Genomic DNA, 25046 nt, shown 5'->3' with positions numbered 1-25046 from the left:
AATGTGTCCTCTAGGTTAAGACATCTTAGTCTTCGCGTAGCAGATCGTTCAGGCTAGTTTTAGCACGAGTTTTCGCATCTACTTTTTTCACGATTACAGCTGCATATAAGCTGTATTTACCGCATTTAGATGGCAGGCTGCCTGATACCACAACAGAACCAGCAGGTACGCGGCCATAATGAATTTCGCCAGTTTCACGGTCATAAATCTTGGTAGATTGACCAATGAATACGCCCATTGAAATGACAGAGCCTTCTTCAACGATTACGCCTTCAACGATTTCAGAACGTGCACCGATGAAACAGTTGTCTTCAATAATTGTTGGGTTAGCTTGAAGCGGCTCAAGAACACCACCGATTCCTACACCACCAGACAAGTGAACATTTTTACCGATTTGAGCACATGAACCTACAGTTGCCCAAGTATCAACCATCGTACCTTCATCTACATAAGCACCGATGTTCACATAAGAAGGCATCAGTACCACGTTTTTCGCCTGGAAAGAACCTTTACGCGCTACCGCCGGAGGAACAACACGTACGCCAGCAGCTTTAAACTGCTCGTCAGTCCAGTCAGAGAATTTAGTATCTACTTTGTCGTAGAAGCGAAGATCACAAGCTTCCATTGGTTTGTTATCGTTTAATTTAAATGATAACAATACCGCTTTCTTAATCCATTGATGAACAACCCATTCACCTTCGATTTTTTCAGCAACACGTAAAGTACCATTGTCCAGGCCAGCAATTACTTCCTCAACTGCTTGACGGATTTCAGCAGGACAGTCTGCTGCTGTGAAATTCGCACGGTCTTCAAACGCTTGTTCAATGATTGTTGAAAGCTGAGACATGATCTTCCTTCCAGAAAAAAATTTCCGATATTTTACACTATATTGCTCTAAAAAGATGGAAAACTAGGAAGGGTGCTGAATTAAATTCGCAAGTAAAGTGATTAGTATCCTTTTCGTATTTTAAATATGTACAAACATTGTTTAAAAAAGGCTTATCATTCAACAAGAAAAATTAATATGTATCAAAAAATAACAAAAGCTCAGCAAAACACGAATAAAAAATATTCATTGACTCCTTTATATTGAGCTCATCACGAATAACTAATGATGAAAAAAAAGTTCTTTTGAGGAGAGAAATAATGAAAGCTTTATATCAACTTTTAGCAGTATCCGTTCTAGCTGCCACAGCTGGATCTGTCATGGCTGCTGATGAAACAATCGTAACAGATGAAGGCGTAGCTGAATTCTCTTTCTTTAAACCTGCAGCTGTTCGTGCTGAAGTCGGTACTACCGGTTATGGTGGCGCGATCTCTTGGAATGCTAACCCTTATGTCGGTGTTACTCTAGGTTATAATGGTGGTGATATTTCTTGGACTGATGATTTATCAATCAACGGTTCTAAATATGACCTGGATATGGACAATAACCTGACTTATTTGAACGCTGAGATTCGTCCTTGGGCGAACTGGTTCTATATGGCTGCCGGTGTAGCATATATTGATAATGATTATAGTCTAGAACGTCGTCCAGGTACTAATGCTTCATTCACAGTTGATGGGGCACGTTTTAATGCAGGCAATACAGATGTTCGCATTAATGGTGACCTATCTTATAAAAATAATATTGCACCTTATGTAGGGATTGGTTTCTCACCAGCCATTACCAATCGTTGGGGGGTCTTCGGCGAGGTAGGGGCCTATTATAATGGGAATCCTACTGTAAGTTTAACTGCTAATCCAGAAGCATATACAATTGACCGTGCTGACGATGGTCGTTCTTTAGAGCAAGCATTAGCTGATGAGCGAGATGCACTTCGTAACGATAATAAATACGAATGGTTACCAGTGGCTAAACTAGGTGTAAGCTTCCGTTTCTAAGCTATAGCTGCTTAACCTAATAAAAAAAACGAGCTTCGGCTCGTTTTTTTTATTTATTAAAAACTATTGAAAGTGATAGCCCAACTTCATACCGACCACCCATACATTATTATCATCCACTGCAGATAAGCCTACGAACTGGGGTATAGCAGCGTTTGTATCTGTTTTAGGCTTCTGGAATTTTAAATAATACAGTCCTGTAGCAATATCCCAGTCTTTTAGAAAATTCTGAAAATAGCCCAAACCCACCCCCCAATAACCATCACTCGGATTCAAGGTGGAAGCTATATTTCCCGTACCTGAGTCCCATAAGATTTCAAAAGAATGAATAACAGAAGAAGGCCATTGATGTGCGATTCCAAATTTGGCCGACCATTGATCCTCCTGATAATCGATCATCTTGATATCTTTCACTTCAGGAAACTCTAAGGCAGCATAATCAATCACTGCACTGAATTTCGGCGGTTGAATAACAAAATCTTGCCAATTTACCCAGCGTAAACCCGCATAAAAAATATTCTGAGAGGGAAGCCCAGTCTGAAAATCAAAATTAATGGATTGAGGTGTTTGCACTTGGGTAAAGCAGGACGTAGCTGTGCCGACTGTAAGTGATTCTGTGGTTTCCAGTTGAAGATTTATGGCTGAACGATAAGTTAACGCAGTTCTAAAGAAATACTCAGGAATTTGATAGCTCATTCCAGCGAGCCAACCCCAGGCAGCATTTTGTTCAAGCTGAACGTGATAACCATTAAAGACAGAAAAAGATTCACCTACCAAACTTAAATTACCTTCTAAGGTCTGATAACTTAGTCCTGCATAGAGATTCCAGTTGGGATCAGGCTGATAACCAAGAATGGAAGTCAGATTATGACTATCAAACTCAATATCGGCTGCTTCAATCTCTGTAGGTTCACCTGCAAAAACTGGACTATATTGATATGCAACATCGACATAGAAGGGCTGATCGTAAATAAAACCCCAGGAGATCTGAGGATGAAGCTGTAGTTTTAATGCAGCATTAATAACCAGCTGATTATTCGCAAGCTGACCCGTGGAAAAATCCTGAATACCTAATTGTTCTAATACTTCGGTATGTTGCACTTGACCACTAACATTAGGATGCGTCCAGGCAAATGAGACTTCGGCATAATGTTCCTTTTCAAAGAAGGACTGGATAGTTTGATTAGATTGCTCAAAAGCTGCTGCAAAACTTGTCCCGGAAAAAATCAGTCCACATCCCAAGAGGGAAAATTTGTAGCTCATCATTAATATAATTTATTTATTGAATTATACTGTAATTATGCTTGATTTTTAATGAAATAATCTACTGTTAAAATTAAAAAAAGAGGCAATACGCCTCTTCAATTCAGAAAGTACAATCCATATTATTCATCTGGATAAGCGACTTTTTTCAGTGCCTTGATATCTGCATCTGGTGAGCATAAAGAAATAAACTCATAACCATAACCACGTAATAAGTGGCCTTTACGTACTGCAATCCAGGTAGTATTTACCCCAAAAATATCGGTTTTAATCTGTTTCAGACGATAGTCACGTTCTGGATCATAAGCCAGATCATTGACAATACCGACACCCATGTTGAGCTCGACATAAGTTTTAATCACGTCGGCATCCAGAGCTGACATTACGATATCCACATCTACACCGGCTTCTTCAAAGGCTGAGTCGATTTTAGAACGGCCAGTAAAACCACCATGATAAGTAATAATCGGATAGCCAGCGAGGTCTTCAATACGTACCTGTTCTTTGCTATTTAGCGGGTGATTTTGCGGCGTAATAATACTGTGCTGCCAGTTATAATAAGGCACACTCGCCAGATTTTCTTCAGTCGTTAAGGCTTCAGTCGCAATCCCGATATCTGCTTCACCCTGAAGTAGCATTTCAGTAATTTCCATTGGACTGGCTTGTTGCAAAATAAGATGAACTTTCGGAAATTCTTTTTTGAACTGATTCACGATCGGCGGTAATACATAACGTGCCTGAGTATGTGTTGTTGCAATGGTCAGCGTGCCTTCATCGACCTTGTTAAAGTCATCCGCAAGACGTTTGATATTGTCTGCATCAACCAGCATGCGTTCCACAATGCCTAAAAGTGCCTGACCCGGTTCGGTTAAGCCCAGTAGACGTTTACCTTTGCGGATAAATAACTGCACCCCCAGTTCATCTTCCAGATCTTTAATATGCTTACTTACCCCGGACTGCGAAGTATAAAGCGCAGCGGAAGCTTCAGTTAAATTAAAGTTTTGTCTAACCGTTTCTCGTATAATTCTTAATTGTTGGAAATTCATAATTCTCTTACCCTAGAAGAGGATGGGGCATTTTAAAGCCCCATCTTTTGATCTTAAGCGACCTGGTTTTCAAATAAATGCAAGTTAACCGCACTTAACCATACGGTTTGATTTGGGCGGAATTGATGTGCTCTCGCTTCATCCGGTGTCAGTAAAATTTCAATCAGATTGCCTTGACGGTCATTTAGCTCTGCAACTACTTTACCCGCGATCCATAATTCACGAATGAAGGTCGCTTGAATGGCATTGTCGTGTGGCTGTGCATGAATGCGTAACTCATCTGGACGTGCGAATAAAATCACTTCACCTTGAGCGGCATTTTTTGCACCCTCAAATTGAATGCGGTCTTCACCGAGCTGGATGAGGCCGCCATGGTTCTGACCTTCAAAACGATTCGCCTGACCCAAAAAGTCGAATACAAATGGAGTTTTCGGGGTTTCATAGACTTCACGAGGTGAACCGATTTGCTCTACATTCCCTTTGTTCATCACCACGATCTGATCGGCCACTTCAAGTGCTTCTTCCTGATCATGAGTCACGAAGATCGAAGTGATATGTAGTTCATCGTGCAGGGTACGTAACCAGCGACGCAGCTCTTTGCGGACTTTGGCATCCAGTGCGCCGAAAGGTTCATCCAGTAGCAATACGCGCGGTTCAACGGCCAGCGCGCGTGCCAGCGCAATACGTTGACGCTGACCACCCGAAAGTTGAGCTGGATATCGATCTGCCAGGAAACCCAGCTGAACCAAATCTAAAAGACGGGTAACACGCTTTTTAATTTCTGCCTCAGATGGACGGGTTTTACGCGGACGAACACGCAGACCAAAGGCAATATTGTCAAATACGGTCATATGACGGAACAGGGCATAGTGCTGGAATACAAAGCCAACTTCACGCTCACGTACATGCACATTGGTGGCATCTTCACCCTCAAGGATCACCTGACCGCCATCTGCCGATTCCAGACCTGCAATAATACGCAGCAAAGTGGTTTTACCACAGCCTGATGGACCCAGTAACGCCACCAGTTGACCATCGGGGAAATCTAGCGAAATGTTTTTCAGTGCATGGAATGCACCAAAGTGTTTTTCAATATTTTTAACTTGAATACTCATGTGGGCATTCCTTAAGAAACTGTTGAATCATCATTACGTTTGTCTTGTTTTTCCTGGCGCAGTTCGACCCAGGTTTTCAGAACCAGAGTCACAATTGCGAGGAGAGCCAGGAGTGATGACACGGCAAACGCAGCACTAAAGGTATATTCGTTATAAAGAATCTCGACGTGTAGCGGCAAAGTATTGGTTTCACCACGGATATGGCCAGAAACCACTGATACTGCACCGAACTCACCCATGGCGCGGGCATTACACAGAATTACGCCGTAAATCAGACCCCATTTGATATTTGGCAGGGTCACTTTCCAGAAGGTTTGCCAGCCAGATGCACCGAGTACAATCGCAGCTTCTTCTTCTTCAGTACCTTGCGCTTCCATTAAAGGGATCAGCTCACGTGCTACAAAAGGTACGGTAATGAAGATCGTTGCTAGAACAATCGCAGGAACGGCGTAAAGGATCTTGATGTCATTATCCATCAACCAGCCACCCATCCAGCCTTGAGTACCGAAAATCAGTACCAGCATCAAACCTGCAATAACAGGTGATACTGAGAAAGGCATATCGATAATGGTGGTTAAAATTGACTTACCAGGGAAGTTAAACTTCGCTACTGACCAGGCTGCAGCTATGCCGAATATTACATTCATTGGTACCGCGATCACAGCCGTTAGTAAAGTCAGTTTGACCGCAGATAAAGTATCTGGATGAACAAGGGCTTGCGTATATACGCCAACCCCTTGTTTAAATGCTTCAACAAAGACCAGAACCAAAGGCAGGATCAGGCAGCTTAAAAAGAAGATCAGTGCAATCGCAATCAGGGTATAACGTACCCAGGTCGGCTCACGAGTCGCATCGCGGGATTGCAGCTTTTCAGCCAGCGCATTGCTGTTGGTATTTAAACTCATCGTGCAGTTCTCCCGGTACGGCGGCTCGCCCAAGCTTGCAATAAGTTAATCAGGAAGAGCATTACAAAGGAAATGAGCAGCATCACTACAGCAATTGTGGTCGCACCTGCATAGTCATATTCTTCCAGACGGGAAATAATCATCAGCGGTGCAATTTCAGTTTCAAAAGGCTGGTTACCCGCAATGAAAATGACCGAACCATATTCACCGACACCACGTGCAAAGGCCAAAGCAAAACCTGTGATCAGTGCTGGCAGCAGAATCGGGAAAATGACTTTGGTGACAATCTGAAAACGGTTTGCACCGAGTGCAGAAGCCGCTTCTTCCAGTTCAGTTTCTAAATCAGAAAGAACCGGCTGTACCGTACGGACCACAAAAGGAATACCGATAAAGATCAAGGCCAGGGTAATACCGATCGGGGTATAAGCCACCTTGATGCCGATTGGATCTAAATACTGACCAATCCAGCCAGTCGGTGCATATAAAGAAGTCAGAGCAATACCGGCAACTGCGGTTGGCAGGGCAAAAGGCAGATCGACCAGTGCATCGACAATACGTTTGCCCGGAAAGCTATAACGCACCAGACACCATGCCAGTAACAGGCCAAAAACTACATTAATCAAAGCAGCAATAATGGCTGAACTAAAGCTTAGCTGTAATGATTTCAAGATACGTTCAGAGCTCAGGATTTCCCATAAGCTTTCCCAGCCAATGCCGAGTGATTTAATAAAAACGGCAGATAGCGGGATCAGAACGATTAATGACAAATACGCTAGGGTAAAGCCTAGAGAAAGACCAAATCCTGGCAGCACTCGGGATCGCTGCGACATGATTACTCCTCAAAAGAGAGAATGCTGGTTAAAGTTAACCAGCGAAAATTAGAAAATAGAATCGGCACAAGCATAATTTGCAGGGACTAAAATGCAAATTTAAAATAATACTTGCTCTCATCAACTTTGCTGATATGGTGCATAGCCTTTTCTGAAATCAAATATTGTTCAATTTCAGGGAAAGAACCAAAACCGGAAGCAACATTGATATGGCCTACAGCTCCCAGATTAATCGGTTTGATCTTCCAGGCTTTCGCCAGAACCTGGGCATCTTCAAAACTCAGCCAAGGATCATTTTCACTGATCAGCAAAGTCGTTGGAGCCTGAATCTTGAGCTGCTGAAAATAGGCGCTGTAATCCATCTGGCTATCACGGGCAAAACCATTTTCCCCAAAACGTGCAGGATTGGCAGGTGCAACCAGAACCAGATTTTTGACTTTAGTATTCAGTTCAGGATACTGGGCCAGTGCTGCCACGCTGGTCAAACAGCCAAAGCTATGTGCCACAATTTGTACATCATCTGGAATGGCTTGCAGGGTTTTAACAAATTCTGCGACCCATACATCCAGTACCGGATGATTCCAGTCTTTTTGCTGCACCCGGGAGCAACGCATGAGCCGGTGTTGCAGGCAGGTTTGCCAGTGATTGTATTCACTGCCACCTACACCGGGAACAATAAGCGTATGAGTCATGTCGATGCTCCTGTATGAAATCAGCTTAAATTATTTTTTGCGCTGTTAGCTTTAACGATCTGGTCAAAAACACCACCATTTTCAAAGTGGGCTTTCTGTACTTTATCCCAGCCACCAAACTCCTGATCAATAGTCACCAGTTTTAATGGCTTAAAGACTTGGCTATATTTCGCCAGTACTTTTTCATTACGTGGGCGATAGAAGTTACGTGCTGAGATTTCCTGACCCAATGGTGAGTACAGGAAGTTCAGATAGCCTTGTGCCAGATATTTGTTGCCTTTTTTATTGGCATTCTTCTCAACAATCGCGACGGGTGGCTCAGCCAGAATTGACAGGGAGGGAGTCACAATTTCAAACTTGCCCGGTTGTTCACGAAGGGCTAAATGTGCTTCATTTTCCCAAGCCAGCAATACGTCACCGATGCCACGTTCAGCAAAAGTGGTGGTTGAACCACGGGCGCCTGAGTCAAGTACTTTGGTTTGTTTATAGATTTTACGAACAAATTCTTGTGCAGTTTTGTCGTTACCACCCGGTAAGTGTTTGGCATATGCCCAAGCTGCTAAATAGTTCCAGCGTGCACCGCCTGAAGTTTTAGGATTTGGTGTGATAATCGCTACACCTGGTTTTACCAGATCACCCCAATCCTTGATACCCTTTGGATTGCCTTTACGTACTAGGAATACGATGGTAGAAGTATATGGTGTTGAGTTCTGTGGTAATTTTTTCTGCCAGTCTGCAGGTAACAGTTTGGCTTTTTCGACCAGTACATCAATGTCAGCGGCTAATGCCAAAGTTACGACATCGGCATCCAGACCATCAATCACGGCACGCGCCTGTTTACCTGAACCACCATGTGACTGTTTAAAGTTAATATTTTGGCCAGTACGGCTTTTCCAGTATTTACTAAATTCTTTGTTGACGTCTTCATAGAGTTCACGCGTCGGATCATAAGAGACATTCAAAAAGTCGCGTGCTGCAGCAGAAAACGAAGTTGCTGAAATAACAGCAGCAAGAACCCCTAGTTTTAGTTTTGTTGAAATGCTCATGTGAACCTCAAACTCTTACACGTTTTGTAACATGAGTGAAGAATAAACCTATTCTTTATGCATAAAAAATAATTAAAAATGAATTTTATATGAAAATATAAGATAAAAGATTTTATAAGTATTTGAAACAACAATGGCCTTATCCAATAAGGCCATTGCATAGACATTTATTATTACGATTTTGTCCTATTTGCCTTTACGATCTGGTCAAAGATACCGCCATTGGCAAAGTGTTTTTTCTGTACTTTGTCCCAGCCACCAAACTCTTTATCAATAGTCACCAGCTTCAGCGATTTAAAGACATTGCTGTATTGTTTTAATACTGCCGCATTACGTGGGCGATAGAAATTCTTTGCAGCAACCGTTTGACCTGCAGGTGAGTACAGGTAGTTCAAATAAGCTTTAGCCAGATTTTCATTGCCATCTTTTTTGGCATTCTTTTCAACGATTGCTACTGGTGGTTCAGCCAGAATCGACAAAGAAGGGGTGATGATTTCAAACTTGCCAGGCTGTTCACGAATCGCTAAATGCGCTTCATTTTCCCAAGCCAGCAATACATCACCGATCCCACGTTCAGCAAAAGTGGTGGTTGAACCACGTGCACCTGAGTCGAGTACTTTAGTTTGTTTGTAGATCTGGCGAACAAAGTCTTGAGCTTTAGTATCATTGCCGCCTGGCTGATGTTTCGCCCAAGCCCAAGCTGCTAAATAGTTCCAGCGCGCGCCACCAGAGGTTTTCGGGTTTGGTGTAATGATTTCTACGCCAGGTTTCACCAGATCGCCCCAGTCTTTAATGCCTTTAGGGTTGCCTTTTTTCACCAGGAAAACGATGGTTGAGGTATAAGGTGTTGAGTTTTGTGGGAATTTCTTTTGCCAGTCTTTAGGTAGCAGGCCACGAGCAGCGATTTCATCAATGTCTGCAGCTAGGGCCAAAGTCACGACGTCCGCATCCAGACCATCAATGACAGCACGTGCCTGTTTACCTGAACCGCCATGTGACTGTTTAAAGTTCACATCCTGACCAGTAGATTTTTTCCAGTAAGCACTGAATTCTTTATTAAAGTTATCGTACAATTCGCGAGTTGGGTCATAAGACACGTTCAGGAAGTCTTTTGCAGATACGCTAAAAGCGGTTGCTGAAATAAGTGCTGCCAATACCCCAATTTTTAATTTACGGATGTTCATATTTGCCTCAAATGTTTCTTTGTTTTGTTGGATGGGGCAAGAATAGCTGGAGATTTTTTGCATAAAAAATAATTAAAAACGAATTTTATGTGAGTAAAACAGATATATAGACAGAGCTTATATTTCATCGCTCTATCCGTCATCAGAGAGGCCTTAAAAGCATGTTGTATTTAAAAAATGCTCAACCCGTCAAAGATATAGATGTGCTGGATCGTGCCTTTCATTATGGTGATGGTTGCTTTACTACCGCGCGCATCCGTCGAAACCGGATCGAGTTAGCAGACCGTCATCTAGCCCGTTTAAGGATGAGCCAGCAAAAATTAAGTTTGCATGCTGATCTGGACCTGATTGAAAAAAGTTTGCAAGCGTTATTGAAATCAGAAGCTGAACTGAACGGAACCTTAAAGATTGTACTGAGTCGTGGTATAGGACAGCGTGGTTATAGCCTGCCAGACCATCCGGCAGATCTTTGGGTGTTTTATTATCCGAAAACTGTACAGGACTTCAGTTATGAACAGATTCAGACGGGTGTATTGCAACAGGCCATTGGTCTCAGTATGCCGAATCTGGTGGGGCTGAAAACCTTAAACCGTCTGGAACAGGTTTTGCTTAAACAGGAAGCGGATCAGCATGGCTGGCCGGAAGCACTGGTCACGGATGTGCAGGGTACAATTGTTGAAGGGGTGAGCAGTAATTGCTTCATTCGTATAAACAATACATGGATTACACCAGAACTTCGTTATAATGGCGTCTTCGGTGTAATGCGTGCAGAAATTTTGCAACGTATGCAGGATCAGGGCATTATCTGTCAGCAGCGTGATGTGGAAATGGATGAAATTCCCCATATCGACAGCTTGTTTTTCTGCAATGCGCTCAGTCCGATGAAAATTGCCACTCAATTTGAGCAGCGTGCTTTAAATGTAGATGCTTGTATTGAACTTTTTAACCGTCTTCGATTGAATCAGATGCCTTATTAATATGTCAGCTTCCAAGTCTAAAACCAAAAAGAAAAATAATGCCAAACGCCCTGGTTTCATGAAGGGGATAGTTCTATTTCTAATCGGGATACTCCTGGTTCTAGGGTTGATCCTGAAAGCTAGCCTATGGAAAGATTATCCTGTAGAAGGTCAAAAACAGTTACTGGCAATTAGTAACGGTGAAACCTATTCTGGATTTATTGATCGGCTGGCCAAAGAAAATCATGTCAGCTTTCCGGTTATTTTAAAGCTGTATCAGCGCATCATGATTCATGACACCATGAAGGCGGGTGTCTATGAAATTCCTCAAGGTATGAGTATCCGTGCAGTGCTGGACATGATTTCCAATGCAGAAAATGCTCAGATGAACCGGATTCTGGTGATTGAGGGTACAACCTTTAAACAGCTGATTGATGCTTTAAAGAAAGATGATCTGGTGACTAAAGAAGTGGTGAATTTGCCAACCGATCAATTGCTCAAAGAACTCAATATTCCATTTAATCATCCTGAAGGTCTATTTGCTCCAGATACCTATTTCTTTGCCAAAGGCGAAACGGATCGCAAGATTCTGACCGATCTTTATCAGCGCCAGATGAAGTCTCTGGATCAGGCTTGGGAAAAACGTGCTTCAGATCTGCCATATCAGAATAAATATGAAGCGCTAATCATGGCATCGATCATTGAAAAAGAAACCAGTCTGGATAGCGAGTTACAACAGGTATCAGGTGTATTTGTACGCCGTTTGAAAATCGGTATGCGTCTACAGACAGATCCAACCGTGATTTATGGTATGGGTGAGAATTACAAAGGTAATATTACTCGTCAGGATTTGCGCACTCCAACACCATATAATACCTATACTATGGCTGGCTTACCACCAACACCGATTGCCTTACCAAGCAAGAAAGCTATTGAGGCTGCCATGCATCCGGACAATTCACAAAATCTTTATTTTGTTGCAACGGGTAATGGTGGGCATAAATTCAGCAGCAGTCTGCAAGACCACAATAGAGCAGTGCAAGAGTATCTTTCTGTTTTACGTTCAAAAAATAAGGAATGAGCATGTTTATCAGCTTTGAAGGCACTGAAGGTGTAGGGAAAACCACACTCATTCGTCGTATCTATGATGATTTTATTGCTCAAGGTAAAGAGGTCGTGCTGACCCGCGAGCCGGGTGGCACACCAATGGCAGAACAGATTCGTTCACTATTGTTGGCCGTAAACCACGAAGAAGCGATGTGCCATGATACAGAGTTATTGTTGATGTATGCGGCACGTGCCCAGCATCTGGCACAAGTGATTCTACCTGCTTTAAATGCTGGAAAAATTGTCTTATGTGATCGCTTCAGTGATGCCAGTTTTGCCTATCAATGTGCAGGACGTGGACTCAGTGAAGACAAGCTGAATCTGTTAAATCAAAATTTTGTGGAACGTATGCCGGATATTACGTTCTGGCTGGACGCACCGATTGAACTGGGTATGAATCGCGCCCGTGCCCGAGGTGCTCTGGATCGATTTGAGCAAGAGAAAGTTACTTTCTTTGAGAAGGTTCGTGCTGGATATACCACACTATGCCAGCGTCATCCAGAACGTATTAAGCGTCTAGATGCGACTCAAACACCGGTTCAGGTGTTTGAACAGGCACTGTCTTATTTAAAATAATTTTATTCTAAAGATATTTTTGGCATACTTTTCTCTAGTTATTTCAAGGAAGAATCTCTATATTGGAATAAATCAGGAAGATAAAACATGATGAAAAGTACAAGAGAAGAAATCATCCAGTTTTTACAGCAGGAATTTCCACAGAGCCTGGAAAAGTGCCAGATCGAAGCTGTAGTGCCTCAGGGTGCAACCGTACTGTATCGAGTGAGTGAGCAGGAATTACGTCCCGGCGGCACGGTATCTGGCCCTACTATGATGACCTTGGCTGATCTGGCTTTATATATTGCCATTCTCGGTGAGATTGGACTGGTTGGCCTAGCAGTGACCACAAACTTGAATATTAATTTTTTGCGTAAACCTTCAGGCGGAGTCGATCTGCGAGGGGAAAGTAAATTGATGAAAGTGGGGAAGGCGCTCATTGTGGGAGAAGTTTGGATTTATTCGATTGATCAGGAAGAGCCGGTTGCCCATGTGACAGCGACCTATTCGGTTCCACCACGTAAAGAACCCATACACTCCTTAAAATGCTGATTAACTCATACAAATCATATGCTTTATTTAAATAACCTGATTATTCTAAAAACTTAAAAAAATCACAGCCAAAGAAAAGGCAGATAACATTTAAAAATATGATCTGCCTTATTTATATCTTTAAGCATTCACCAAAGGAGTTTCTACTTCAAAACTTGGTGGAATTAGTACAGTTTTACGTAGTTCAGGCAACAATTCTGGATAATCCAGGGTGAAATGCAGGCCACGGGATTCTTTACGTTGCATGGCACAACGCACAATCATCTCTGAAACGAGTACCAGATTACGCAGCTCGATCAAGTTTTTGCTCACCTGATAATCCTGATAGTATTCGGTAATTTCTTTCTTTAACATCTCAATCCGGTGCAGGGCACGTTCTAGACGTTTAGTCGTGCGGACGATACCCACATAGTTCCACATGGTCTGACGCAGCTCGTCCCAGTTTTGCAGAATAACTACATCTTCATCAGGATTGGTCACCTGAGAATCATCCCATTCTGGTACTTCAGGGATAGCTTGATCTGCCTTGAAATTTTCCTGAATATGTTTGGCAGCACTCATGCCATACACAAAACATTCTAAAAGTGAGTTGCTGGCCATGCGGTTAGCACCATGTAAGCCAGTATAGGACGTTTCACCAATGGCATAGAGTCCGACAATATCAGTCTGGCTATTTTCATCTACGACCACACCACCACAGGTATAATGCGCAGCAGGAACCACAGGAATCATTTCCTTGGTGATGTCGATGCCAAGCTCTAGCAGACGTGCATACAGGGTCGGGAAATGTTCCTTGATGAAGCCTTCATCTTTATGGGTAATGTCCAGCCAGACATGACGAATGCCCAGACGTTTAATCTCATAGTCAATTGCACGCGCCACAATATCACGTGGTGCCAGTTCTGCTCGCTCATCAAAGCGCAGCATAAAGCGCTCACCATCAGGAAGGCGTAAATAGGCGCCTTCACCACGCATAGCTTCTGTAATCAGGAATGAACGGGCTTGTGGATGATATAAACAGGTCGGATGGAACTGGTTGAATTCCATATTGGCAACCCGGCAACCGGCACGATAAGCCATCGCAATCCCATCACCGGTCGCGATATCAGGGTTCGAGGTATAAAGATAAGCTTTCATCGCACCGCCACAAGCCAGAGCAGTAAAGGGTGCTAAGAAAGTGTGGACTTGTGCACTTGCTTCATTGAGTGCATATAAACCTAAGGCGCGATTTTCACCATCTAAGCCCAGTTTTTGTGAGCAGATCAGGTCGATCGCAATGTAATTTTCAAAGATGGTAATATTTTCTTTTTCCTGAGCGCGCTGTACCAACGTGGTAGAAATGGCACGCCCAGTCGCATCAGCTGCGTGAATGATTCGGCGCTGTGAATGGCCGCCTTCACGGGTCAAATGTAATTGTTCCTGCTCATCCAGGGTAAATTGGACGCCGTGTTTCAGCAGAAAATCCACCGAAGGCTTACCACCTTCAACCGTCTGCTTCACCGCATCCATTTCACACAGATGTACACCTGCAATCATGGTGTCATCAATATGCTGTTCAATCGAGTCTGTCTCATCCAGTACGGCTGCAACGCCGCCTTGTGCATAATAGGTACTGGCATCGGTCAGGGTGGATTTGGCAAGAACTGCAATATTAAAATGTTCAGGCAAAGAAAGTGCTAGACTAAGACCGGCACCACCACTGCCCACAATGATCACGTCAAAATGATGGGTAAGGGGAAAATTAGACATGTCCATCAGCTAATTGAAAAAAGTCCGTTAATCAGAGCGCTTTTTTGTACAAAAGGCAAGCGTTTAAGTGCTCATTTATTGATGAAAAAAATTAATAAAAGCTTTAACTTAATGCTTTAGAAAAATTAAAGGTTGCCAACATTCAAGCTTTCGAACATATTGTTACTTAAAATATATGAAGTTTGTGATAAAACCTATTTACATAAATTTATCAACAATTTGGGTGAATAATTTATATGAAAATTCTGGATTTAAAAAAAGGATTATTTGCAGCGACTGTTACCATGAGTGCTGCTCAGTTACAGGCAGTAACACCCGTCGATTTTTCTAACCTGGTTGATCAGGTCAGTCCGGCAGTTGTCAGTGTGAGTGTTGTCAAGAAAATGAGCGAAGAAGAGCTCTTGCAACAACAGGTTCCTGAAATTTTACGCCGTTTCTTTGGTAATCAGGTGATTATTCCGCAGCCACGTGTACCGCAGGAAAAAACCGGATATGGGAGTGCCTTCTTCATTAGTAAGGATGGTTATCTGCTGACCAACCACCACGTAGTTGAAGATGCGTCTAAAGTGACAATTACCTTGAATGATCGTCGGGAAATTGATGCGACAGTCGTGGGAAGCGACGAGCGTACCGACGTCGCTTTGTTGAAAGTCAATGGTTCAGGTTTCCCGGAACTGCGTACTGGTGATGTCGATAAATTACGTGTAGGTGAACCCGTATTAGCAATCGGTTCACCTTTTGGTTTTGACTACTCCGCTTCTGCCGGGATTGTCAGTGCCAAGATGCGTAATATGATGGGCGAAACCGCAGTCCCATTTATTCAGACTGATGTGGCCCTGAATCCAGGTAACTCGGGTGGACCGCTATTTAACCAGCGCGGTGAAGTGGTTGGGGTGAACTCACGAATCTTCAGTGGTACTGGCGGTTATATGGGCCTGTCATTTTCGATTCCCATTGATGTCGCTATGGAAGTGGCTGACCAGCTGAAACGTGATGGTAAAGTGACCCGTTCTTATCTGGGTGTAAGCCTGCAAGATATCGACCGTACTTTGGCTGAATCTTATAAATTATCTAAGCCAGAAGGTTCTTTAATTACCCAGGTGGCACCAAACTCGCCAGCGGCTAAAGCGGGTCTGCAAGCCGGTGATGTGATTTTAAAATACAATGGTACTGATATTTCACGCACTAGCCAGTTGCTGAACTATTTGAACCGTTCTGCGCCTAAACAGCAGATCCAGTTAGAAGTATTACGTGATGATAAACGTCGTAGTATCAATGCAACACTCACGACTGCACCAGATGAAACGCCAGCCAAAGCAGGTAACCAGGCTCAGCCAAATAAAGGTCCGGTATTAGGCGTTACTATTCGGGAATTAAGCCCGGCTGAAAAAGAGCGTTTAGAGATTAAGGGTGGTGTAGTGATTCAGGACGTCCGTAGAGACGGAATCGCAGCTCAGGCACGGATTATGCCAAATGATGTCGTGACTCAAATCAATGGTAAAGCAATCTTGAACAGTAACCAGTTTGTGGAAGCTGTGGCAGATTTGAAAAAAGGTAGTGTTGCTCGTGTCGGTCTGATTCGTCAGGGTCAACGTGCCATTGTCGGGATGCGCATTTCATAAAATAAATGAATCTTCAATAAAGGACCGCTTGTATAGGCGGTTTTTTATTTTTCGCAATTTACCCGAGGCATAATTTCTGTAGACTCTGTACATGGAAAAAATTGCGATAAAGGATAAGAGAAAAGTGACTGGTATTTTTGACCAAGTTTTAAAGGTACATCCTGAACATATTGATCGTCTAGGACATGTGAATAACGTCATTTATGTGCAGTGGATGCAGGATGTGGCCTCGGCCCATATCGAGCAATTAGGACTCGGTTTAAATGAGTATCTGCAACTTAAACATGCCATGGTTGCAGTTGAACATCATGTCCAGTATCGCAAGGCGGCATTTGAAGGGGATGAGCTGATTCTACGAACCTGGTTAAGTGATTTGAATGCCTTATATTCATTCAGACAGTATGCTTTTTATCGTCCACAGGATCAGAATGTCCTATTTACCGGTAGCACGCAGTGGGCTTGTATCGAAATTGCGTCGGGTCGCCCGAAGCGTATGTCGCCAAGTTTTACCCAAGCTTATCAGCCCCTCTCAGACAGTATTAACCCTTATGATTTTTCTACTTTATATTTGAGTGAAGAAGCAAAGGCAATAAGAGAAGAATCAATCTAATAAGGTGATGATATCGAGATCGAATAGAAGGCAGCTACTAAATAGGAAGCAGCCCATTTAACAAGCTGTTTCTAAGAAAAAGCTGAGGAAAAGAAAAATAAGAAGAAACTGGTCATGTGCTTAAGACAGCTAAGAGAGAAGAAAGATAATTCTTTTTCTGTATCTCCATTCTGCTATAATCCTCGGCAATTTCTATTCGGCTTTTGTTATGCAATGACTTTTTAAATTGCATGGCGCGTTTTTTTCTCAAGGTAGCCCATGGCGCAAGCTAAAAAATCTGTTGATATTAAAAACATTCGTAACTTCTCGATTATTGCGCATATTGACCACGGTAAATCGACTCTGGCAGACCGTTTTATTCAAACTTGTGGTGGTTTGCAGGATCGTGAAATGCAGGCTCAAGTTCTTGATTCTATGGAACTTGAACGCGAACGTGGGATTACCATCAAAGCGGCTTCGGTCACCTTGTACTATACCCATCCAAATGGTCAAGAGTATCAGTTGAACTTCATTGATACCCCGGGACACGTGGATTTCTCTTATGAAGTTTCACGTTCTTTAGCGGCCTGTGAAGGTGCACTTCTCGTTGTGGATGCAGCGCAAGGGGTAGAAGCGCAGTCTGTAGCAAACTGCTATACCGCGATTGAGCAGGGTCTGGAAGTTTTACCAGTACTGAACAAGATTGACTTGCCACAGGCTGAACCCGAACGTGTAATTCAGGAAATTGAAGATATTATCGGGATTGAAGCGACTGAAGCACCGACCTGTTCAGCAAAAACTGGCCTAGGTATTGAAGGTGTACTTGAAACGCTGGTGAATGTCATTCCTGCACCAACAGGTGAACGTGATGCACCGCTGCAAGCGTTGATTATTGACTCATGGTTCGATAACTACTTGGGCGTGGTATCTCTAGTTCGTGTGAAACAGGGGCGTGTTCGCAAAGGCGACAAGATGCTGGTGAAATCGACGGGTCAGACACATATCATCACTTCAGTCGGTATTTTCAATCCGAAGCATACTGAAACCGATATTCTTGAAGCGGGTGAAGTTGGTTTCGTAATTGCCGGTATTAAAGACATTTTTGGTGCACCAGTGGGTGATACCATTACACTGGCAACTACTCCAGAAGTTCCAACATTACCTGGTTTCAAAAAAGTAAAACCACAGGTCTATGCGGGCCTGTTCCCAATCGATTCCAGTGATTTTGAACCTTTCCGTGAAGCATTGCATAAACTGCAAATCAATGACTCTGCGCTGTTCTTCGAACCAGAAAGTTCTGATGCTCTAGGCTTCGGTTTCCGCTGTGGCTTCTTAGGTATGCTGCACATGGAGATCGTACAGGAGCGTCTGGAACGTGAATACGATCTGGATTTGATCTCTTCAGCACCAACGGTAATTTATGAAGCAGTGATGAAAAATGGCAATACCATTTACATCGATAGCCCGTCAAAAATGCCAGATGGCTCAACTGTTGAAGACCTGCGTGAACCAATTGCAGAGTGTCATATCCTCGTGCCACAGGAATACCTGGGTAATGTCATGACCCTATGTATTGAGCGCCGTGGTGTACAGAAAGACATGAAGTTCATGGCGAATCAGGTCTCTGTTACTTTTGAAATTCCAATGGCCGAAGTGGTGATGGATTTCTTTGATAAATTGAAATCTTGTTCACGTGGTTTTGCGTCACTAGATTACAACTTTGTGCGTTTTGAAAGTTCATCACTGGTGAAAGTGGATGTCCTGATCAATGGTGAAAAAGTCGATGCTTTAGCAATGATTTGCCATCGCCAGGATGCACGTCACCGTGGAATTGCACTGGTTGAAAAAATGAAAGACCTGATTCCTCGTCAGATGTTTGATGTGGCAATTCAGGCGGCTATTGGTGCGCAAATTATTGCCCGTTCTACTGTAAAAGCAATGCGTAAAAACGTATTGGCAAAATGTTATGGTGGTGACGTATCACGTAAGAAGAAACTTCTTGCAAAACAGAAAGAAGGTAAGAAACGTATGAAACAGGTGGGTAGTGTTGAAATTCCACAAGAAGCGTTCTTAGCTGTACTGAAAGTCGAACGCTAATACTATAAGGATAATAAGCCCATGGATTTTGATTTTAATTTGATTCTTGTTCCTGCGACTTTATTTTTCGTCGCGGTCTGGTTGCTGGATAAGTTTGTACTGAAACAACGACAGACCAAAGGCAAGGGCAATGAAAACTTCATTATTACCTGGGCTTATGATTTCTGGCCGGTTTTAGCCGTTGTTTTAGTATTGCGTTCTTTTCTGTACGAACCTTTCAATATTCCATCAGACTCTATGGTTCCAACGCTGGAAACTGGTGATTTTATCTTGGTCAATAAATTTGACTATGGTGTGAAATTACCGATTGTAAATACAAAAATTCTGGATACAGGTAGTCCGGAACGTGGTGATGTCGTGGTCTTTCGCTATCCGCCACAACCAACGATTAGCTATATCAAACGTGTAATTGGTTTGCCAGGTGATCATATTGTTTATGATCATGGCCAGTTAACTATTAATGGTAAGAAGGTAGCAAAAGTTCCAGTAGAATTCAGTCGTGAAAAAGATCGCCTGGACACGCCAAATTCGATTTATCATAAAGAAACCATTGGCGAACATACCTTCACTATGCGTGAGCTGGAAGGAGTCAATGTAGCTCGTCAGGCTCCATTCCTTAACTATATAGAAAATGGTAAGTTTTCAACTGAAAATGGTTTATATTGGGAAGTGAAAGTTCCAGAAGGTCATTACTTTGCGATGGGGGATAATCGCGATCAAAGTGCTGACAGTCGTTTCTGGGGCTTTGTTCCGGAAGAAAACTTAACAGGTCGCGCATTCTATATCTGGATGCATAAAGAACCTGGCTTTAAACTGCCATCGTTTAGTCGAAACGGAATAATCGATTAATTATTTCAGTCAGGAAAATAAAAAATGAAACATCAACAAGGTGCTTCGTATATTGGAATTTTATTTGCAATCGTGGGGTTTGCTTTTCTTGCCAAAGTGGCGATTGCAGTGTGGGGGCCATACTTTGATGATCGTATGGTGGACAATCAGATTGAGGAACTTTTAAAGAGTTCTCCGGCAAATATTGCGCCAGAAAAATTTCGTCAACAGATGGGTCAGCGTTTAGAAATGAACAATATTCGCGATCTGAAATTTGATGAAATTGCCAAGGTAACCAACACTGATGGTTTACAAGTGCACAAGAATTATGAAATTCGCAAGAATTTTATAATGAATATCGATTTAGTGATGAAGTTTGAGAAAGATTTTGATCAAAGCACAGTCAAAACTAAATGATGAGCGTCTTGCCAAACGGATCGGCTATCAGTTTAAACAAGCTGATCTGTTAAAATTGGCATTGACCCATCGTTCAGTCAGTCATAAACACAACTATGAACGCCTAGAATTTCTAGGCGATTCTCTTTTAGGGATGATCATAGCCAATTATCTCTTTACTGCTTACCCGCAGGAAAATGAGGGGCGTCTGACGCGTATGCGTGCGACTCTTGTCCGACAGGAAGCGTTAGGGAAAATTGCCAATGATCTAAAATTGAATCAGAACCTGATTCTTAGTACGGGTGAGCTGAAATCGGGTGGTCATCATCGTGAGTCTATACTTGCGGATACGGTCGAAGCTATCATTGGTGCGATCTATGTGGATTGCGGTGATCTCACTGTATTACAGGCAATTGTGCTAAAATGGTACGAGCCGTATTTAGACAATATAGAGCCAACTGACCAGCTGAAAGACCCTAAATCACGCCTACAGGAATATTTACAAGCACGTAAAAAACCTCTCCCAGTTTACGAGGTTGTAGATATTCAGGGTGATGCCCCGAACCAGCATTTCAAAGTGGAATGCCAGGTAGAAGGCTTGCCGGTCATGGCCGGTGAAGGTTCAAGCCGACGATTCGCTGAACAGGCGGTTGCGGCAGATATTTTAAAACATTTGGAGCATAAGTCTTAATGACTACTCATTCCGATCACATTGATGCTGATCACGAGTCGCAAAGCGACAGCAATGACTTGATTAGTCAATTTTTCAGTGCACAGGGTACTGAAATTCCTTCTGATTATCGTAGCGGTTTCGTGGCGATTGTCGGACGTCCAAACGTGGGTAAATCGACCTTGATGAACCACTTACTGGGCCAGAAACTTTCAATTACTTCACGTAAACCACAAACCACACGTCATAAAATCGTAGGGATTGATTCACGTGAAAAGTCTCAGGCGGTATTTGTTGATACACCGGGGATGCATAAGAAAGAAGTGCGTGCCATCAATAAAATGATGAACCGAGCTGCGCACTCTGCATTGCGTGACGTGAACCTGGTGCTGTTTGTTGTTGATGCACAGAAATGGACCCAGAACGACGAGCTTGTTCTGGAAAAATTAAAAAATGCGGATATGCCAGTGATTCTGGTGATCAACAAGCTGGACACGTTCGAGAACAAGAATGAGGCCTTACCGCTGATTCGTGAACGTGCCAAACTGATGAACTTTGCTGAAATCGTACCGGTGTCTGCACTTCGTGGTGCCAACCTCGAACACTTACGCGATACGATTGCCAAGTATCTGCCATTCCAGCCACCACTGTATTCACTGGATCAGCTTACCGATCGTTCAGAGCGTTTCCTGGCCTCTGAAATTATCCGTGAAAAGATCATGCGTCAGTTAGGCGAAGAACTGCCATACGATTTAACTGTTCAGATCGAATCTTTCAAAACTGAAGAGCCGACCCTGAATGAAAAAACAGGTCGTATGAAGCCGGCATGTACTTATATTGATGCCACCATTTTCGTTGATCGTGCTGGCCAGAAAGCCATTGTGATTGGTGAAAAAGGCTCCAAGCTGAAAAAAATCGGTATGGATGCTCGTGTCGACATGGAAAAAATGTTCGAGCAGAAAATCATGCTAACGCTTTGGGTGAAAGTCAAAGGCGGCTGGTCTGATGATGAGCGGGCACTGAAAAGTCTAGGTTATAGCGACATTTAAATTGGACGGGAACGGATCATGATGAAATTTCTGGCAGTCATTGCATGTGTTTTATTTTTGCAGGGCTGTATTCATAAAGTAGTGACCGTTCCTGCCAAAGTTGCCTATAAAACCACAAAGTACGCGGTCAAAGGGACCGCGGCTGTTGTGGGTGCCGCCATTCCTGATGGGGATGACGAAGAAGACGAGAAAAACTCAAAAAAGAATAAAGATTAAAGAAGCAGCCTATGCGTAATGAAGTGCTGCATGGATATCTGATTCATCATCGTAAATACCGCGATCGCAGTCATATTGTGCATTTATTTACCCAGGAATATGGCCGTATCGACGGGATACTGAGACAAAATCCTCCACCCCAATATCAACCCATCAGCTTGTTAGCTTCAGGCAAATCTGAACTGAAAAACTTCACCAAATTAGAAATTGTTAATCAGCCGATCTTTTTTTTCGGTGATGCCTTCTTTTCTGGCTTTTATCTGAATGAAATCCTGTTGCGTTTATGTCCGCTTGAAGTGCAAATGCCGCTGACCTTTGCCAAATATGGCGAAACGTTGAATGCCTTGCAAAAACTCTCCGATCAGGAAAATCCCAATACTTATTTAAAACAGGTTCTGCGTCAGTTTGAACATATCTTATTAGAAGAACTGGGCTATGAACTGGATTTTTCAGTCGATGCCAATCAGGCACAAATCAATCCCGTGCAACATTACTATTTTCAGTTGAATGAAGGTTTTATGCCTTCGGCCAAGGCCTTGCGCTCAACCATGTCAGGTCAGCAGATTTTAACAATGCAGCACTATGAAAATGGTAGGGATTTTAATCCAGAACAGTTACAATTACTGACGAAGCTATATCGACAGGTGATCACTGCTTTACTCGGTGACCGACCACTGAAAAGTCGACAATTGTGGATCCAAAATTCTCAATCTCAATCGTAGTTAGGAAAATAGTATGGCTGCATTACTTGGTGTCAATATTGACCATGTCGCAACTTTAAGACAAGCACGTGGTACGACGTACCCAGACCCAGTCAATGCTGCATTGATCTGTGAGCAGGCCGGTGCAGAGGGAATTACCCTGCATTTGCGCGAAGACCGTCGACATATTCAGGATGAAGATGTACGTCGTATGCGTCCGGTATTAACTACCCATATGAACCTGGAAATGGCCGTAACTGATGAAATGGTGGCGATTGCTAAAGAAATCCAGCCGCAGCATGTCTGCTTTGTACCAGAAAAGCGTCAGGAAGTGACGACTGAAGGTGGTCTGGATGTCGTTGGTCATTTTGAAGATGTGAAAAAAGCCACCCAGGAACTGTCTGCGATTGGCTGTGACGTGTCGCTATTTATTGATGCAGACATTGCCCAGATTGATGCGGCAGTCGCTTGTGGCGCACCTACAATTGAGCTTCATACAGGTGCTTATGCCGATGCAGCAACACCTGAAGCACAGCAAGTTGAGCTGGATCGCATTATCAAAGGGGCAGAGTATGCGGCTTCTAAAGGTCTGGTGGTCAATGCAGGTCACGGTCTGAACCTGGATAATGTCACTCCAATTGCTGCGATTCCTCAAATTCATGAATTAAATATTGGTCACTCGATTATTGCAGATGCAGTTTTTGTTGGACTGGCGCAAGCTGTACAACAAATGAAGGCTGCAATTAAAGCTGCGCGTTAAGATTGCAAAAGATATATGTCAAATATTGATTATGATGAACTGATGAAGCCTGTCATTGGCTTCTTAGGTTGTGAAACACCAAAAGCCTGGCTCGATGAGGCATTACAGAATCTGGAAATTCTGATGCAGGATCATGCCAACTGTGAGAAGAAAGCAGCCAGTACAGCAATGAACCTGATGTTCCGCTATAGCTTCTTCGTAGATTTACAAGTGAAACTGGCGCAACTGGTCCGTGAAGAAATGCTGCACTATGAACAGGTGCTGGAATTCATGAATAAGCGTGGCCAGCAATGGATTGGACTCAGTGCAGGGCGTTATGCAGGTGGTTTGCGTAAGGAAATCCGGACCTATGAACCCGAAGCATTAATTGATGTGCTGGTGATTGGTGCTTTTGTAGAAGCACGTTCTTGTGAGCGATTCTATGCGCTTGCGCCGCTGGTGGATGATGAGCTAGGACGTTACTACCGTTACTTGCTTAAATCTGAATCTCGCCATTTTGAGGACTACTTGGCCTTAGCTTTAGATGTGGCAAAAACCGCTAAACTGAAAAATCCACAAGAAGATATTCAAAGCCGAATTGAGCATATCCGTGAAGTAGAAAAGAATCTGATTCTTAGTCCAGATGAAATGTTCCGTTTCCACAGTGGTGTGCCTGCAAAAGCAGCTTAAAAAGCTACTCAATTAAGACATTAAAAAATATCCTCCAAATCGGGGGATTTTTTTATAAATATAAGATTCGCTACCTAGCTTATTTATCTATTGAAAGGATTTAAAATAGCCTAAGCATTTTAAAATTTGATTAGAAGGAAAAACTTGAAGTGCAAGATAGCAAAAGCTGTCGTCAATTTTAGAATAACGGCTTATAACAGCACATTTGATTAAACGAGAATATAAGCCAATCTAACTAGGTAAATAAAAGGGCAGAGTAAGAATATATAAGAGAAAAGAAGAATCGAATCATTTTATAAATGAAATTTCAGGCAATAAAAAAGCCCAAGTCTTAAATGTTTGGGCTTTCTTGAATTTGGCTCTCCCACCTGGGCTCGAACCAGGGACCTGCGGATTAACAGTCCGTCGCTCTACCGACTGAGCTATGGGAGAATCTGAATGCGATTATAGAGAGATTTTGCAAAGGGTCAAGAAAAAACTGTCATATTTATTACAAATTGCACTTATCTGATTTTAATTTAAACGATTGCATTAAATTCTTAAAAAATGCTTGTCAGAACAAATT

Annotated in this window: 26 protein-coding genes and 1 tRNA gene; 16 read left to right on the top strand and 11 right to left on the bottom strand. The window is 42.9% G+C overall.

The genetic code is table 11. From position 1 onward, the window contains the following. Positions 1-25: 25 nt before the first annotated feature. Positions 26-847: a 2,3,4,5-tetrahydropyridine-2,6-dicarboxylate N-succinyltransferase gene (gene dapD, locus O4M77_RS09740; RefSeq protein ID WP_004784553.1), complete on the bottom strand. Its 822-nt coding sequence runs from the start codon at positions 845-847 to the stop codon at positions 26-28. Between the two features lie 299 nt (positions 848-1146). Between dapD and carO the strand changes: the two genes are divergently transcribed. After that, entirely contained in the window at positions 1147-1884 is a 738-nt protein-coding gene (gene carO, locus O4M77_RS09735; RefSeq protein ID WP_323713411.1) for an ornithine uptake porin CarO, read from the top strand. A gap of 63 nt (positions 1885-1947) precedes the next feature. Here the strand turns inward: carO and O4M77_RS09730 are convergent, their stop codons facing one another. The 8 genes from O4M77_RS09730 to O4M77_RS09695 all read right to left on the bottom strand — a co-directional run bounded on the left by O4M77_RS09730 (position 1948) and on the right by O4M77_RS09695 (position 9965). Beyond that, on the bottom strand, positions 1948-3150 hold the full coding sequence (locus O4M77_RS09730; protein ID WP_323713410.1) for an outer membrane protein transport protein: 1203 nt from the start codon (positions 3148-3150) through the stop codon (positions 1948-1950). A gap of 119 nt (positions 3151-3269) precedes the next feature. Beyond that, positions 3270-4193: a CysB family HTH-type transcriptional regulator gene (locus O4M77_RS09725; RefSeq protein ID WP_004784546.1), complete on the bottom strand. Its 924-nt coding sequence runs from the start codon at positions 4191-4193 to the stop codon at positions 3270-3272. 53 nt (positions 4194-4246) lie between these two features. Then, positions 4247-5308: a sulfate ABC transporter ATP-binding protein gene (locus O4M77_RS09720; protein ID WP_323713409.1), complete on the bottom strand. Its 1062-nt coding sequence runs from the start codon at positions 5306-5308 to the stop codon at positions 4247-4249. Positions 5309-5319: 11 nt separating this feature from the next. Further along, positions 5320-6213, bottom strand: a complete 894-nt coding sequence (cysW, locus tag O4M77_RS09715) for a sulfate ABC transporter permease subunit CysW (protein WP_180002807.1) — start codon at positions 6211-6213, stop codon at positions 5320-5322. Then, entirely contained in the window at positions 6210-7043 is an 834-nt protein-coding gene (cysT, locus tag O4M77_RS09710; protein WP_323713408.1) for a sulfate ABC transporter permease subunit CysT, read from the bottom strand. Before cysT ends, cysW begins: the two co-directional genes overlap by 4 nt. A gap of 86 nt (positions 7044-7129) precedes the next feature. After that, the gene (locus O4M77_RS09705; protein WP_323713407.1) at positions 7130-7735 is read right to left on the bottom strand and encodes an alpha/beta hydrolase; all 606 of its coding nucleotides are present in this window, start codon (positions 7733-7735) and stop codon (positions 7130-7132) included. A 20-nt stretch (positions 7736-7755) separates the two neighbouring features. Beyond that, positions 7756-8781, bottom strand: coding sequence for a sulfate ABC transporter substrate-binding protein (locus O4M77_RS09700; RefSeq protein ID WP_323713406.1), 1026 nt, complete (start codon positions 8779-8781; stop codon positions 7756-7758). 173 nt (positions 8782-8954) lie between these two features. Further along, positions 8955-9965, bottom strand: a complete 1011-nt coding sequence (locus O4M77_RS09695) for a sulfate ABC transporter substrate-binding protein (protein WP_323713405.1) — start codon at positions 9963-9965, stop codon at positions 8955-8957. A gap of 161 nt (positions 9966-10126) precedes the next feature. Here O4M77_RS09695 and pabC point away from each other — a divergent pair, with 161 nt between their 5' ends. The 4 genes from pabC (at position 10127) to O4M77_RS09675 (ending at position 13135) form a co-directional block, all read left to right on the top strand. Continuing rightward, positions 10127-10942 (top strand): aminodeoxychorismate lyase, encoded by an 816-nt coding sequence (gene pabC / locus O4M77_RS09690; protein ID WP_312332994.1) that lies wholly within the window; start codon positions 10127-10129, stop codon positions 10940-10942. 1 nt (position 10943) lies between these two features. Beyond that, positions 10944-12002: an endolytic transglycosylase MltG gene (mltG, locus tag O4M77_RS09685; protein WP_323713404.1), complete on the top strand. Its 1059-nt coding sequence runs from the start codon at positions 10944-10946 to the stop codon at positions 12000-12002. Positions 12003-12004: 2 nt separating this feature from the next. Next, positions 12005-12604 (top strand): dTMP kinase, encoded by a 600-nt coding sequence (gene tmk / locus O4M77_RS09680; protein ID WP_323713403.1) that lies wholly within the window; start codon positions 12005-12007, stop codon positions 12602-12604. Positions 12605-12694: 90 nt separating this feature from the next. Then, on the top strand, positions 12695-13135 hold the full coding sequence (locus tag O4M77_RS09675) for a PaaI family thioesterase (RefSeq protein ID WP_179992698.1): 441 nt from the start codon (positions 12695-12697) through the stop codon (positions 13133-13135). Between the two features lie 120 nt (positions 13136-13255). On the opposite strand, the gene nadB is transcribed toward O4M77_RS09675, so the two are convergent. Further along, the gene (nadB, locus tag O4M77_RS09670; protein WP_159124067.1) at positions 13256-14884 is read right to left on the bottom strand and encodes an L-aspartate oxidase; all 1629 of its coding nucleotides are present in this window, start codon (positions 14882-14884) and stop codon (positions 13256-13258) included. Between the two features lie 236 nt (positions 14885-15120). Here nadB and O4M77_RS09665 point away from each other — a divergent pair, with 236 nt between their 5' ends. The 11 genes from O4M77_RS09665 to O4M77_RS09615 all read left to right on the top strand — a co-directional run bounded on the left by O4M77_RS09665 (position 15121) and on the right by O4M77_RS09615 (position 24481). Continuing rightward, complete coding sequence (locus tag O4M77_RS09665) at positions 15121-16506, top strand: Do family serine endopeptidase (RefSeq protein WP_125279350.1); 1386 nt, start codon at positions 15121-15123, stop codon at positions 16504-16506. Positions 16507-16630: 124 nt separating this feature from the next. Next, positions 16631-17116 carry an acyl-CoA thioesterase gene (locus O4M77_RS09660; protein ID WP_004784520.1) on the top strand — a complete coding sequence of 162 codons (486 nt, stop codon included), beginning with the start codon at positions 16631-16633 and terminating at the stop codon, positions 17114-17116. A 258-nt stretch (positions 17117-17374) separates the two neighbouring features. Beyond that, positions 17375-19192 (top strand): translation elongation factor 4, encoded by a 1818-nt coding sequence (gene lepA / locus O4M77_RS09655; protein WP_004784519.1) that lies wholly within the window; start codon positions 17375-17377, stop codon positions 19190-19192. Between the two features lie 21 nt (positions 19193-19213). Further along, complete coding sequence (lepB, locus tag O4M77_RS09650; protein WP_180104444.1) at positions 19214-20041, top strand: signal peptidase I; 828 nt, start codon at positions 19214-19216, stop codon at positions 20039-20041. A 24-nt stretch (positions 20042-20065) separates the two neighbouring features. Continuing rightward, positions 20066-20437, top strand: coding sequence for a DUF4845 domain-containing protein (locus O4M77_RS09645; protein ID WP_034171224.1), 372 nt, complete (start codon positions 20066-20068; stop codon positions 20435-20437). Continuing rightward, entirely contained in the window at positions 20409-21107 is a 699-nt protein-coding gene (gene rnc / locus O4M77_RS09640) for a ribonuclease III (protein ID WP_323713402.1), read from the top strand. Before O4M77_RS09645 ends, rnc begins: the two co-directional genes overlap by 29 nt. Further along, complete coding sequence (gene era / locus O4M77_RS09635) at positions 21107-22135, top strand: GTPase Era (RefSeq protein ID WP_004784513.1); 1029 nt, start codon at positions 21107-21109, stop codon at positions 22133-22135. Before rnc ends, era begins: the two co-directional genes overlap by 1 nt. 18 nt (positions 22136-22153) lie before the next feature. Further along, the gene (locus O4M77_RS09630) at positions 22154-22351 is read left to right on the top strand and encodes an NF038104 family lipoprotein (protein WP_034593121.1); all 198 of its coding nucleotides are present in this window, start codon (positions 22154-22156) and stop codon (positions 22349-22351) included. A gap of 11 nt (positions 22352-22362) precedes the next feature. Further along, positions 22363-23073, top strand: a complete 711-nt coding sequence (recO, locus tag O4M77_RS09625; protein ID WP_034171228.1) for a DNA repair protein RecO — start codon at positions 22363-22365, stop codon at positions 23071-23073. Positions 23074-23086: 13 nt separating this feature from the next. Then, complete coding sequence (gene pdxJ, locus O4M77_RS09620; protein WP_180054103.1) at positions 23087-23812, top strand: pyridoxine 5'-phosphate synthase; 726 nt, start codon at positions 23087-23089, stop codon at positions 23810-23812. Between the two features lie 15 nt (positions 23813-23827). Next, positions 23828-24481: a tRNA-(ms[2]io[6]A)-hydroxylase gene (locus tag O4M77_RS09615; protein WP_179992703.1), complete on the top strand. Its 654-nt coding sequence runs from the start codon at positions 23828-23830 to the stop codon at positions 24479-24481. Between the two features lie 356 nt (positions 24482-24837). Here the strand turns inward: O4M77_RS09615 and O4M77_RS09610 are convergent. Beyond that, positions 24838-24913 (bottom strand) — tRNA-Asn (locus O4M77_RS09610). Between the last annotated feature and the right edge of the window lie 133 nt (positions 24914-25046).

Origin of the sequence: Acinetobacter sp. YWS30-1, assembly GCF_033558715.1 — a bacterium.
Lineage (GTDB): Bacteria > Pseudomonadota > Gammaproteobacteria > Pseudomonadales > Moraxellaceae > Acinetobacter.
Note: the sequence above shows the minus strand (reverse complement) of the source record. Positions and strands in the feature narration are given on the sequence as shown.